The following is a 12,527-nucleotide window of genomic DNA, read 5'->3' as shown; positions in this document are numbered from 1 at the left end:
GCGGGGGGGGGGGGGTTTGGCGGGGGGGGGCCCGCTCCCCCACCCGCCCGGGGGGGGGCGGCGGGCCCCCGGCCCGCGGCTGCTGATCCTCGACGAGCCGACGGAGGGCATCCAGCCTTCCGTCATCAAGGACATCGCCCGCGTCATCCGCCACCTCGCGCAGGACCGCGGGATGGCGGTGGTGCTGGTGGAGCAGTACTACGATTTCGCGCGCGAGTTGGCCGACCGCATCGTGGTGATGGTGCGCGGCGAGGTGGCGATGGCCGGTGCGACCGCGGAGCTCGACGAACCGGCCGTGCGCCGCCTGCTCACGGTCTAGGCCAGTCCAGGCTGAGCGTCTCCAGCGGCAGGCCGCGCCGCGCGCGCTCTGCCGGCGGCAGCACATCGCAGGAGGGCCAGAGGCCGCTGCCAAGCGCCGCGGCATAGCCTTCCGGCAGGCCTGCCGCGCGCATCGCCGCGGCGGCGGAAGCGTGGTCGTAGTCGAGCGGCAGGATCTGCGTGCGCAGGCCGGACGGCGTCGGCGTCAGCAGCGCGAACCAGCCGCGCGGCGTGCCGTCATCCGCCGGCATGCCGATCGCGCCCGCATTGATCCAGAGCCCCTGCCCCACCCGCCGCGCGAACGGCATGCCGCAATGGCCGGCGACGACACCGTCGCAGCCGGTCGCTTCGATCTCCTCCGCCAGAATGGCATCCGGCGTCGAGGCGAAGAGGAAGCGGCTGATGTCGGTGGCGCCGCCATGCAGCACGGCCAGGCGCCTGCCATCCGGCAGGTCGAGCAGGATGCGGCGCGGCAGCCCGGCCATCCAGGCGCGCTGCGGCGGCGTGACCTGCCGCAGCGCATGGGCATACCAGGCCCGCGACAGCAGGTCGCATTGCGTGCCTTCCGCGAAGCCGCAGCCGCAATCGGCTTCGCCCGCCGCCAGGTTCTCCTCGCAATTGCCGGCCAGCACGGCGATGCCGGCCTGCATCACCAGGTCGCAGCAGGCCGCCGCATCGGCGCCATAGGCGACCACATCGCCGGTGCAGAGGATGCGCCGCGGCGGGATGCCGCGCCGCGCGGCCTCGGCCAGCAGCGCCCGCGTCGCCTGCAGGTTGGAATAGGGGCCGCCGAAGACGAGCAAGGGCGCATCCGGCGCGATGCGAATCACGCGGTCCTCAGGCATCCATCCTCCAGATGCAGCAGGCGGTCGGCGAAGCGCGCGGCGAGTTCCGGCTGATGCAGCGAGACCAGCACGGCCAGGCCTTCGTGTCGTGCAAGGTCGCGCAACAGCGTGAGCACGCCTTCCGCCGTCTCGGGGTCGAGGCTCGCCACCGGCTCGTCGGCCAGCAGCACGGCGGATCGCTGCAGCAGCGCGCGTGCGATCGCGACGCGCTGGCGCTGGCCGCCGGAGAGCCGATCCGCGCGCCGCCCGCCGAGGCCGGGCAGGCCGACCTGCTCCAGGCAGGCTTCCGCCGCCGAGACCTCGGCTCGCGGCCAGAGGCGCAGCGCGGCGCGCCAGAAGCCCATGCGGCCGAGCGCGCCGACCAGCACGTTGTTACGGGCGGTGAGCCGCCCGGCCAGCGCGTGCTGCTGGAAGACCAAGGCGGGCCGGGCGGCGGCGAGCACGTCGCCGCCTTCCGGGGGCAGGAGCCCGGCGATGGCACGCAAAAGCGTGGTCTTGCCCGAGCCGGACAGGCCGGCGAGCGCGACAACCTCGCCCGGCGTGACATCCAGCGAGACGCCGCGCAGCACCGCCCGGCCATCCAGCGCCACGTCGAGGCCGCGCACCACAAGGCCCGGTGGCGCCTGCAGCATCACAGCAGGCGGCGCCGCAGCGCGGCGGAGATGCGGTCGGCCGCGAGCGTCAGCGCCACGATCACCGCGAGGATCGCGAGCACGCGGTTGAAGTCGAGCAGGTCCACGGCGTTCTTCAGCTCCTGCCCGATGCCGCCGGCGCCGACCAGGCCGAGCACGGTGGAGGCGCGGATGTTGAACTCCCAGACATAGAGCGTGGCGGAGGCGGTCTGCGGCAGCGTCTCCGGCAGCAGCACGACGGAAGCCGCCTGGGCGCGGCCGGCGCCGGCGCTGCGCGCTGCCTCCATCGGCGCGGGGTCCGCGGCCTCCCAGGCTTCCGACCACAGCTTGCCGAGGCTCCCGGCGGAATGCAGCGCCACGCCGAGCATGCCGGCGAAGGGGCCGAGCCCGACGGCAGCGACGAAGATCAGCGCGAAGACGAAGCCGTCCACGCCGCGCAGCGCATCGAGCAGCGTGCGCACCGGATGATACAGCGGCATCCAGGGGCAGGACGGGCGCGCGGCGAGGAGCGCAAGCGGCAGCGCCAGCACGGCGGCAACGGTCGTGCCGAGCGTCGCCAGCGCCACCGTCTCCGCCGCGCGCTGCGCGATGTCGGCGAAGCCGGAGAAGTCGAGCGGGAAGCCGCCGGCGATCCAGCCCGCAAGCCGCGGCAGCCCGGCCCAGAGCCGGCCGAGGTCGGGCTGCACCACCCAGATGCAGGCCGCCTGCACAGCGGCGAAGCAGGCGATCCAGGCGAGGCGCCGCATCAGCTCTGCGACAGGCGCCCCAGGGCGCGGCCGGCGGCTTCGATCGGCGCATAGGTCTCGGCGGTCGCGGCGATCCAGCCGGTGTAGTCGGGCGGCATCACCTGCGCCGCCGTCGCCGGATCAATGGCCAGCACCGCCTGTGACAGCGCAGCCTTCAGGCCCGGATCAAGCCCACGCCGCACGGCCAGCGCGTCGTTCGGCAGCGGCGCGCTGCGCCAGACCACCTTCACCTGCTCCGCCCGCACGCGGCCGGCGGCGATCATGGCGGCGAGGTTGCGATCGAAATCGGTGGCGAGGTCCACCTGGCCAGAGGCGACGGAGATGACGTTGGCCGCATGGCTGGCGCCGTCGCGATAGCGGAAGAAGCTGCGCGGATCGATGCCCTGCGTCAGGAACCAGTGATGCGGGATCAGCCAGCCGCTGGTCGAGCCGGCATCGGCGAAGGAAATGCTCATGCCGCGCGCATCCTGCGGGAAGCGCGCAATGGCGAGCTCGGGCCTGGCGATGATGATGGCATGGTAGGTCGGCCGCCCCTGGTAGAGCACGGTGGCCAGCGCCTCGGCGCCGGCGCGCGCCCTCGCCAGCACGTAGCCCCACGGGCCCATCCAGGCGCAATCGGCCTGGCCGCTGCCCAGCGCCACGGCGATTCCCGCCCAGTCGGTCGTCACGGCCAATTCGTGCGGGCGGCGAAGGACACGCGCGACATGCGCGAAGAAGGGCGCGAAGGCGCGGCGGGTGTCGCCGGCCGTCGGCTGGAAGGGACCGACGGCGAAGCGGATCGGCGCGCCCTGTGCCAGCGCGGGGCGGGCAAGCAACGGCGCGGCCAGCGCGCCGTGCAGGATCGTGCGGCGGTTCATCGGATCCTCATGCGACGGCTGATCCGTCGTTCAGCGTCCAGTCATAGGCGTTGTCGGCAATCGCCGGGTCGCCGGCAAGGCGTGTCGCCAGTGCCGGGGCGGCATGGCGGCGCAGATGCGCGACCACGCCCGCGTCGCTGCCGCCGAAATCCTCGCGGAACCAGGCGTAGATGGAGGAGACGCGCAGCCGGCCGTCCGACAGCACGGCGACGCCGCGCGGGTGGTTCACATAGGCCGCGGCCGCCGCATCAAGGTCGCGCTCCAGCGACGCGGCGTGCCAGGCGCGCGGCCAGAGATTCGGGCAGCCGATGGAGGCGCAGTTCACCGCATAGTGCACGCGCGGGTCGCGGAAGGTCGGGCGCATGATCCCGTGCTCGATGTCGTCCAGCGAGAGCGGGCGGCCCTCGACCGTCACCAGCCGCGTGCGCCAGGGTCCGCTGAGCTGGCGGAGGTCGAGTCCGACGCCGGTCGATCGGATGTCGCGGATCGAGCGCACGGGATAGCGTTGCAGCACCACCTTCAGCGTCAGCGCGTTGTAGAGATTGGCCCAGTGCGCAAAGGCTTCGGCGCGCGACATCGCCGACGGCGTGCGCGCGGCCGCCTGTCCGATCCAGGCGTCGAGCGCGCCGAGGTAGGCCGCGCTTGCCTTCCAGGCCGCGTAGCGCACGCGCGTCACGCCATCGGCATGGGCGCGGACATGACGACCGAGCAGTCCATCCAGCGCCGCATCAGGATCCGCGGCGGCGCGTCGCGGCAGCACGGCAGCGGCGACCGCCGCGGCGGTAAGCGCGAACAGGCGTCGGCGGCGCATCGGCAGATCGCTCATCCCTGCGCGAAGCGCGCCTTGAGGGGGATCGCCGCCAGGGAGAGGGCCGCAAGGCCGAACAGCGCGCCGAGTATCTGCGGTGTCAGCACGGCCCGCACATCGAAGGCCCCGCCCATCGCCAGCACATCGCCGAGCCCCGCACCGGCCAGCGTGAACACCGCCGTGCCGGGCAGGATGCCGATCGCGGTCGTGGCGACGTAGGTCGCCGACTTCACGCCGACGAAGGCCGGCACCAGGTTCACCAGGAAGAACGGGAACAACGGCACGAGGCGGAGCACGAGCAGGTAGGAGGCGGCGTTGCGGCGGATGCCCTCGCCGAGCGCCCGCGCCTTCGGTCCCATCCGGTCCAGCGCGTCGGCGCCGAAGATCCGCTGGGCGAAAAGAAACACCAGCGTCGCGCCGATCGTGGCCCCCAGCACCGTCAGCAGCGTGCCGCCCACCGCGCCGAACAGGAAGCCGCCGGCCAGGGTCAGGAACAGCGCGCCCGGCACGGAGAAGGCGACGGCGACGACATAGATCCCGACATAGGCCAGCGCAGCGACGGCGAAGTTCGCCGCGACGAAGGCCGCCAGCGCCTCCCGGTGGCGGGCCAGGGTATCGAGCGAGAGCAGATCGCCGAGGCCGCTCGCGCGCGCGGCCACGATCAGCGCGACAGCGCCGGCCGCCACCCAGAGGCGGCGATCCGCCAACAGCTTGCGCATGCTCATCTGCGGCATCCTCACGGCAGGAAACGCTGGATCAGCCCGACCAGCCGGCGCGTGCGCGGGCCGAACAGGGTGGGCGTGTAGAAGCCGCCGGCGGCGCGCTTCGAGATCTCGGACATCGTCGGATAGGGCGCGAGGGAGGAGGCGATGGCGCCGATCTTCAGCCGCTTCTGGATCGCCAGCCCCCAGAGGCCGATCATCTCGCCGGCGCGCGGCGCGACGATGGTGGCGCCCAGGATGCGACCGCCCTTGCCGAGGACGACCTTGATGAGCCCCTGCGTCTCGGCCTCGGCCTGGGCGCGATCGTTGCCCGCCAGGTCCTGGCTCAGGATCGAGACGGCATGTCCGGCCGCGCGCGCATCGGCTTCGGTCAGGCCGACATGCGCAAGCTCGGGATCGGCATAGGTCACCCACGGCAACGCCGCGTAATCCACCTTCGCGGGCAGGCCGAACAACGCGTTCCGGATCACGATGCCGGCGTGGTAGCCGGCGATGTGGGTGAATTGCGGTCCGCCCGCGACATCGCCGATGGCGAAGACGCGGCGGTTCGTCGTGCGCAGCCCCGCATCCACGGTGATGCCGCGCGGCGTCGCCTCGATGCCCGCCTGCTCCAGCCCCAGGCCCTGGGTATTGGGCCGCCGCCCGGCCGCGACCAGCAGATGCGAGCCCGCGATGCGCGTGCCGTCGCCAAGCTCCGCCTCCACGCCGTTCGCGGCCCGCCTGATGGCGGCGATCTGCGCACCCTCATGCAGCACGATGCCTTCGCGCCGCAGCGCCGCGCGCAGGACCGCCACCGCTTCCGGCTCGTCCTTCGGCAGGATGGCCGCGCGCTCCAGAACGGTCACCTGCGCGCCCAGCCGGCGGAAGGCCTGCGCCATCTCGATCCCGATCGGTCCGCCACCGAGCACCAGCAGATGGTCGGGCCGGTCCGAGAGGCCGAAGACCGTTTCGTTCGTGAGGTAGGGCGTCTCGGCCAGGCCCGGGACCGGCGGCACGGCGGCGGAAGATCCGGTCGCGACGACGAAGCGGCGCGCGCGGATGCGCTGGCCGCCGGCCTCCACCTCCTGCGGGCCGGTGAAGCGCGCGGCGGCGCGGATGACCGTCACGCCGAGTCCCTCGAAGCGCTCCACCGAATCATGCGGGGCGATCGCGGCGATGACGCCATGCACATGCGCATGCACGCGCGAAAAGTCCACGGCGGGCTCATGACCGTTGACGCCGAAGCGGCCGCTGCCGCGCACCACCTGCGCCGCATGCGCGGCAGCCAGCAGCGCCTTGGAAGGCACGCAACCCGTGTTGAGGCAGTCGCCGCCCATCCGGTGCTTCTCGATCAGCACCACGGAGGCGCCCATCTGCACCGCGCCGGCGGCGACCGAGAGGCCGCCGGAGCCCGCGCCGATCACGCAGAGATCCGCATGCAGCACGCCGTCCCGCAAGGTCGGGCGCTTCGCGGCGGCGGTCGGGACGGCAATCGGCTCGGCCATGCTGGTCTTCCCCTCGGTCGTCGCGGGCCGCTTCGCCGGGGGTGGCGGAGAGGTTACGCTTGCGGCGATCTGGAACGATTGTTACACAACCTCCGCCGGGGCTGCCGGCCTGACGGGAGAGACGCGGATGATGGTTCGGCTGCTGCACGCCCTCGGGCTTGGCCTTGCGCTCGGCCTCGCATCGGCCTCCGGCCCGGCAATGGCGCAGACCACCTCGCCGGACCGGGTGCTGCGCATGGTGCCGAATGCCGATCTGCAGACGCTCGACCCGATCAACACGACGGCGGGCGTGGTGCAGAGCCATGCACACATGATCTACGACCAGCTCTTCGGCCGCGATGCCGAGCAGCGGCCCCAGCCGCAGATGGTCGCCACGCACAGCGTCTCGCCCGATGGCCTTACCTGGCGCTTCACGCTGCGCGAAGGGCTGGCGTTCCATGACGGCGCGCCGGTGACGGCCGAGGATGTGGTGGCCTCGCTGCGACGATGGGGCGCGCGCGATCCGCATGGGCGGCAGATCACGGCGATCACCGCGAGTCTTGCCGCGGAGGCGGACGGCAAGACGGTGGTCTGGACGCTGCGGCGCCCCTACGCGCTGATGCTCGATGCGCTGTCGAAGCCGGCGGGCAACATGCCGGCGATCATGCCGGCGCGCGTCGCCGCCACCGATCCCTTCACCGCCATCACCGAGACGATCGGCAGCGGTCCCTTCATCTTCGAGCGCTCGGAATGGGTGCCCGGCAGCCGCGTGGTCTATCGCCGGAACCCCAACTACGTGCCGCGCAGCGAGCCCGCTTCCGGCACCGCGGGCGGCAAGGTCGCGCATGTGGACCGCGTGGAGTGGCTCAACATCGCCAATGCGCAGACCGCGGTGCTGGCGCTGATCCAGGGCGAGCTCGATTTCGTGGAGAGCCCGGGCGTCGATTTCCTGCCGATGCTGCAGCGGCGCGGCATGCGGCTGGTGCGGATCAACACGCTGGGCGCGCCCGGCATGATCCGCATGAACCACATCCACCCGCCTTTCAACGATCCCCGCGCGCGCCAGGCGCTGATGCTGCTGGTGAACCAGGAAGAGATCCTGCAGGCGATGTTCCCGGACCCGTCGCTCTACCGGGTCTGCCACGCCTTCTTCGTCTGCGGATCGCCGCAGGAGACCGATGCCGGCGTGCCGCCTGGCCTGGGTTCGCCGGCCGCGCAGGACCGCGCGCGGCAGCTGCTGCGCGAGAGCGGCTATGACGGCGCGCCGATCGTCATCATGGACCCGACCGACAATCCCTTCGTCCATGCCGCCACGCTGGTGCTGGCGCAGCAGATGCAGAAGGTGGGCTTCCGCACCGACGTGCAGGCGATGGACTTCGCCTCCATGGCTGGCCGCCGCGCAAACCGCCGCCCGCCGAGCGAGGGCGGCTGGCATATCGGGCTGACCTTCTGGAACGGCCTCGGCGCCAGCGATCCGGTCGGCAACGTGCCGATGCAGGCGAGCTGCGAGCGCGCCTGGCCGGGCTGGCCCTGCGACCCGGCGCACCAGGCGCTGATCGACGCCTTCCCCTATGCCGCGAATGCCGCGGAGCGCCGGCGCATCCTGGACGAGCTGCAGACCAGCGCCTATCGCTTGGTGCCCTATGTGCCCTATGGCCAGTGGTACCTGCCGGCGGCGCATACGCCGCGGCTTTCGGGCGTGCTTTCCATGCCGGGCATCATCATCGGCTGGAACATCCAGAAGGCGGCGCGGTGAGGCGGCCGGCCCGCCGGAACAGCAAGGCGGGTCAGCGCGCCTTCCAGGCGACGAGATCGATCTCCACCAGCGCACCGCGCGCCAGGCCGGTCACGCCGATGCAGGTGCGGGCCGGCAGCCGGTCCGGCGGGAAGAAGGATGCGTAGGTCCGGTTCATCGCCTCGTAGTCGCGCTCGAACTGCGTGAGATAGACCCGCGCCTGCACCACGTCAGACAGCGCGTAGCCCGCGCCCTGCAGCACGCGTTCGAGGTTGCGCATCACCTGCCGCGTCTGTGCCTCGACGCCGTCGGGCAACGGCCGATGGCTGTCGGCGGGATCGGTCGGCATCTGGCCGGTGACGAGCAGCCAGGGCCCGCAGCGGACGGCGTGGCTGAAGGGCGCGACGCGGTCGGGGCCGTCGGCCATGAGCATGAAGATCGGCGTGTCCATGGCCGGCGTCCTCAGAGGTTGCGCCGCGCGGCGCGCAGGGTCGGCAGGCCGATGCCGGTGGCGTCGAAGCCGCCATCCACCGCGATCACCTGGCCCGTCAGGTAGCTGGCACGGTCGCTGCACAGGAAGAAGATCGTCTCGGCCAGCTCCGCCTCCAGCCCGTAGCGGTCGAGCGGGATGGTGTCGTGGTAGTCCTTGCGGATCTCCGGCGTGTGCACGGCCTTGGCCATGGCGGTGTCCACGGGGCCGGGCGCCACCGCATTCACGCGGATGCCGAGCGCGCCGAGTTCCACCGCCTGCTGCTTCGTCAGATGCGCGAGCCCCGCCTTGCTGGTGCCGTAGGCGACGCGCAGCGTGGAGGCGCGCAGGCCGGAGATGGAGGTGATGTTCACCACCGCTCCGCCCCCGCCTTCCGCCATCAGCGGCGCCGCGGCCTGGGTGGCGAGGAAGGGGCCGGTGAGGTTCACCGCCAGCACGCGGTTCCATTCCTCCGGCGTCGTCTCGAGGATCGGCTTGAACACGGCGGTCCCGGCATTGTTCACCAGCGCGTCGAGGCGCCCGAAATGCGCATGCGCGCGGCGCACGGCCGCGGTCACGCCGGCCGCGTCGGCCACGTCGCAATGCAGCGCCAGCGTGTCGTCGGGCCGCGCGAGCTCCGCCATGGCATGGCCGAGCAGCTCACCGTCTATGTCGAGCAGCGCGACGCGCCAGCCTTCCGCGAGGAAGCGCCGCGTCGTGGCCAGCCCGATGCCACGGCCCGAGCCGGTTACCAGGGCGACCTTGCCGCTCATGCCGCCTGCTCGGCGATCTCGCGGCCGCGGATGAAGTCGGCGGCCTTCTCCGCGATCATCAGCGTGGTGGCGTAGGTGTTGGCCGACGGCATGCTCGGCATGATCGAGGCATCCACGATGCGCAGGCCTTCCATCCCATGCACCAGCAGCCGGTCGCTCACCACCGTGCTCGGGTCGGTCGCCGGGCCCATGCGGCAGGTGCCGATCAGGTGGTAGGTCGTGCTCGCGTTGCGCTTCGCGAAGTCGAGCAGCTCGTCGTCGCCCTGCACATCGGGGCCGGGGAGCGTCTCGCGTTCCAGGAAGGGGGCGAGCTCGGGCGTGTTGAGCATCCGCCGCACCAGCCGCATGCCCGCCAGGTGCACGCGCACATCCATCGGGTCGGAGAGGTAGTTCGGGTTGATCTCCGGATCCTCGAAGACGTCGGTGCTGCGCGCCCGCACCCAACCCGTGCTCTCCGGCCGGTGCTGCCACGCACCGCAGGTGACACCGGGATAGTCGTCGAGGATGTAGACCTTGCCCTCCGCGTAGGAGCCGGGCGTGAAGACGCATTGCAGGTCGGGCTGGTCCAGCCCCTCGAAGCTCTTCCAGAACACATGCACATGCGACGGCGTGGTGGCGAGGATGTTCGGCCGCCGCGTCATCCAGCGCGCGATCTGCGCGCCGAGCTTCAGCCCGCGCGAGAGCTCGTTCAGCGTGTCCACGCCGGGCTTCGCCCGCATCACGAAGCGCGAGGCGTAGTGGTCGCGGAAATTCAGCCCCACCGGAAGCTCGTGCACGATCTCCACGCCAAGACGTCCCAGCAGATCGGCAGGCCCGACGCCCGAGACCTGCATCAGCCGCGCCGTGTTCACCGTGCCCGCCGAAAGGATCACCTCGCGCCGCGCCCGCACCTCCTTCGGCGCCGCGTCGCGCGCGCCGAGGTATCGGATGCCGACGGCGCGCTTGCCTTCGAACAGGATGCGGCTGGCACGCGCATTGGTGCGCACCTCCAGGTTCTTCCGCGTCATCGCCGGCTTGAGGAAGGCCACGGCGGCGGAGATGCGCCGGCCGTTGCGGATGGTGCGCTGGTAGTATCCCACGCCCGCCTGGTCGCCGCTGTTGTAGTCGCGCGCGCGCGGGATGCCGAGGCCGACGCAGCCCGCGATGAAGGCCTCGGAAATCGGGTGGATCCAGTCCATGTCGGTGACCGGGATCGCGCCCTCGTTCTGCCCGCGCGTCTCGTCGCAGAGGCCGATGCGGTTCTCGCTGCGGCGGTAGTAGGGCAGGCAGTCCGCATAGCTCCAGCCGCGGTTGCCGCGCTGCGCCCAGTTGTCGAGATCCGCCGGCTGGCCACGGTTGTAGATCATGCCGTTGACCGAGGAGCCGCCGCCGAGGGTGCGGCCCTGGATGGTCGGGATGCGGCGCCCGCCGGTGTTCGCCGTCGGCTCGGTGCGGAACTGCCAGGTGACGGAGGGGTCCTTCAGCGTCTTCACGAAGCCGGCCGGGACATGGATCCAGGGATTGCGGTCCGGCGGCCCGGCCTCGAGCACGCAGACGGTCACGCCGGGATCGGCGGAGAGCCGGTTGGCCAGCACGGATCCCGCCGCGCCGGAGCCCACGATGACGTAGTCGAACGTATCGGCGGCGGGGGTGGCTTCAGCCATGGCAAGCGACGTCCTGCGTTCCGGTCCGACCCGGGCGGGACGGCCGGCCGGGCATGAGGGAAATGTCTAGGCCAGGGCGGCGGCTCATGCACCAGGGGCGCCGGGGCGGCGAAACGCCGCGCGGGCGCGGGCCGCTTCCGCGCGGATGGCGCAATCACCCGCATGATCGTTCACCAGGCCCATGGCCTGCATGAAGGCATAGACGGTTGTCGGCCCGACAAAGGCCCAGCCGCGCTTCTTCAGGTCCTTCGACATCGCGATCGAGGCAGCCGAGGTGGCACGAAGGCTGGGCTCCTCGGCCGCGTCCTCGAAGCGCCAGACATAGGCGGCCAGCGAGCCTTCCTGCCGGACCAGTTCCTGCGCGCGCTTGGCGTTGTTGATGGCGGCCTCGATCTTGCCGCGGTGGCGAACGATGCCGGCATCGCCCAGCAGCCTTGCCACGTCGCGCTCGGTGAACCGGGCGACGCGGTCGATCTCGAAGTGGTGGAAGGCGGCGCGGAAATTCTCGCGCTTCGCCAGGATGGTCCGCCAGCTCAGCCCGGACTGGAAGCCTTCCAGGCACAGCTTCTCGAACAGCCGGCGATCCTCGGCGACCGGGAAGCCCCATTCCGTGTCGTGGTAGGCGAGGTAGTCAGGCGTCGCGCCGCACCAATGGCACCGTGGCCTGCCATCCGGCCCGAGGATCGTGCTGCTCATGGGTCCCCCGAAAGCGGAGACATCATGACGGGGTCGAGCAGGTCGGGGGAGAGGTGGCGGAGGGAGTGCACCCGGATTCGAACCGTCGCCACGCGCCGGCGACGCGCTTCCCTCCCCAGGCTGAAGGGTTCGCCGATGGCCCATGCTTGGGGCCTTCGTGGAATGTCCTCCGATGCTCGATTCATGTTGCGAGCGTTCCTTTTCAGCGCTTAGGGTTGAAGCCAAGCAGGGGGATCCAGGATGGTACTTGCTCAAGGTCTTCGGAGGTGCGCCGCTTTGGCTGCGCTCGCTTTGAGTGGCTGCGGAGCGTTCAACCTTGGAGAGACGGTGCGCCCGCCGCCTCTTGCTGAGCTTCTCACAGAGGCGGGCTACACGCCGCTCGCCATCCCCGACAGCAAAATGGGGCCCGGCGCTGTGGTCGAGGTGACCTCGGGGCCGAGAGGCGGTGATGCATCCGTCAATTATGTGGGCGACTTTCGCGAATGCGGCGTGCCGACCGATGTGCTCGGGCTTGTCGAAGGTGCAGCGCCACCGACCGTATTTCAGCAGACACTACAATCTGAGGCGGGCATCAGCGTCTCTCCGGGAGTTCTTCTTGGCCTCGAAGGTGTGCGCGTAGGTACCCAGTTCTCCGCCGTTCAGTCGGTGAGCCTGCGCCTCGAGCACGCAGGCGGCGACGCCATCGATCGGCTTAGAGGCTGTCTCGAAACAGCATCGTTACAAGCCGGCGCTGGGCTGGATGGGCGAGTTGCGGGCAAACCGCACGCGGCGCCGCGCTACGCCTCCCTCCGACACCCCGGTGGAGGTGCAGATTTGAGGG

At 71.4% G+C, this 12,527-nt stretch carries 13 protein-coding genes and 1 pseudogene; 3 read left to right on the top strand and 11 right to left on the bottom strand.

Going from position 1 to position 12,527, the window contains the following annotated elements:
- Positions 1-319, top strand: a pseudogene (locus AC1MIR_RS25145) (ABC transporter ATP-binding protein); the annotation flags it as partial.
- Here AC1MIR_RS25145 and AC1MIR_RS25140 read toward each other — a convergent pair.
- From AC1MIR_RS25140 to AC1MIR_RS25110, 7 genes are read right to left on the bottom strand one after another with little or no spacing between them, the layout of a single operon-like run.
- Entirely contained in the window at positions 309-1,163 is an 855-nt protein-coding gene (locus AC1MIR_RS25140; RefSeq protein WP_480030912.1) for a metallophosphoesterase family protein, read from the bottom strand. The pseudogene AC1MIR_RS25145 and the gene AC1MIR_RS25140 overlap by 11 nt on opposite strands.
- Positions 1,145-1,795, bottom strand: coding sequence for a phosphonate ABC transporter ATP-binding protein (locus tag AC1MIR_RS25135; protein ID WP_480030911.1), 651 nt, complete (start codon positions 1,793-1,795; stop codon positions 1,145-1,147). The genes AC1MIR_RS25140 and AC1MIR_RS25135 overlap by 19 nt, the downstream gene beginning before the upstream one ends.
- Positions 1,795-2,541, bottom strand: coding sequence for a phosphonate ABC transporter, permease protein PhnE (phnE, locus tag AC1MIR_RS25130; RefSeq protein WP_480030910.1), 747 nt, complete (start codon positions 2,539-2,541; stop codon positions 1,795-1,797). Before phnE ends, AC1MIR_RS25135 begins: the two co-directional genes overlap by 1 nt.
- Complete coding sequence (locus AC1MIR_RS25125; protein WP_480030909.1) at positions 2,541-3,398, bottom strand: phosphate/phosphite/phosphonate ABC transporter substrate-binding protein; 858 nt, start codon at positions 3,396-3,398, stop codon at positions 2,541-2,543. The genes phnE and AC1MIR_RS25125 overlap by 1 nt, the downstream gene beginning before the upstream one ends.
- Positions 3,399-3,405: 7 nt before the next feature.
- Complete coding sequence (locus AC1MIR_RS25120; RefSeq protein ID WP_480030908.1) at positions 3,406-4,209, bottom strand: DUF547 domain-containing protein; 804 nt, start codon at positions 4,207-4,209, stop codon at positions 3,406-3,408.
- Between the two features lie 11 nt (positions 4,210-4,220).
- Positions 4,221-4,931: a TVP38/TMEM64 family protein gene (locus tag AC1MIR_RS25115; protein WP_480030907.1), complete on the bottom strand. Its 711-nt coding sequence runs from the start codon at positions 4,929-4,931 to the stop codon at positions 4,221-4,223.
- 11 nt (positions 4,932-4,942) lie between these two features.
- Positions 4,943-6,412 carry a dihydrolipoyl dehydrogenase family protein gene (locus AC1MIR_RS25110; protein ID WP_480030906.1) on the bottom strand — a complete coding sequence of 490 codons (1,470 nt, stop codon included), beginning with the start codon at positions 6,410-6,412 and terminating at the stop codon, positions 4,943-4,945.
- Here AC1MIR_RS25110 and AC1MIR_RS25105 point away from each other — a divergent pair.
- Positions 6,411-8,147 (top strand): ABC transporter substrate-binding protein, encoded by a 1,737-nt coding sequence (locus AC1MIR_RS25105; protein WP_480030905.1) that lies wholly within the window; start codon positions 6,411-6,413, stop codon positions 8,145-8,147. The genes AC1MIR_RS25110 and AC1MIR_RS25105 overlap by 2 nt on opposite strands.
- 31 nt (positions 8,148-8,178) lie before the next feature.
- Here the strand turns inward: AC1MIR_RS25105 and AC1MIR_RS25100 are convergent, their stop codons facing one another.
- The 4 genes from AC1MIR_RS25100 to AC1MIR_RS25085 form a co-directional block, all read right to left on the bottom strand.
- Positions 8,179-8,577, bottom strand: coding sequence for a RidA family protein (locus tag AC1MIR_RS25100; protein ID WP_480030904.1), 399 nt, complete (start codon positions 8,575-8,577; stop codon positions 8,179-8,181).
- 11 nt (positions 8,578-8,588) lie between these two features.
- Positions 8,589-9,368, bottom strand: coding sequence for an SDR family NAD(P)-dependent oxidoreductase (locus AC1MIR_RS25095; protein WP_480030903.1), 780 nt, complete (start codon positions 9,366-9,368; stop codon positions 8,589-8,591).
- A complete protein-coding gene (locus AC1MIR_RS25090) occupies positions 9,365-11,011 on the bottom strand; it encodes a GMC family oxidoreductase (RefSeq protein ID WP_480030902.1) in 1,647 nt (548 codons plus the stop codon). The genes AC1MIR_RS25095 and AC1MIR_RS25090 overlap by 4 nt, the downstream gene beginning before the upstream one ends.
- A gap of 84 nt (positions 11,012-11,095) precedes the next feature.
- Positions 11,096-11,707: a DNA-3-methyladenine glycosylase I gene (locus tag AC1MIR_RS25085; RefSeq protein ID WP_480030901.1), complete on the bottom strand. Its 612-nt coding sequence runs from the start codon at positions 11,705-11,707 to the stop codon at positions 11,096-11,098.
- Between the two features lie 240 nt (positions 11,708-11,947).
- On the opposite strand from AC1MIR_RS25085, the gene AC1MIR_RS25080 reads away from it, so the two are divergent.
- Positions 11,948-12,527, top strand: a 580-nt coding sequence (locus AC1MIR_RS25080; protein ID WP_480030900.1) for a hypothetical protein, incomplete at its 3' end; no start/stop codon positions are given.

Source organism: Falsiroseomonas sp. RANM36 (genome assembly GCF_056682175.1).
The sequence above is the reverse complement of the archived record's forward strand: the minus strand, read 5'-3'. Positions and strand labels throughout refer to the sequence as shown.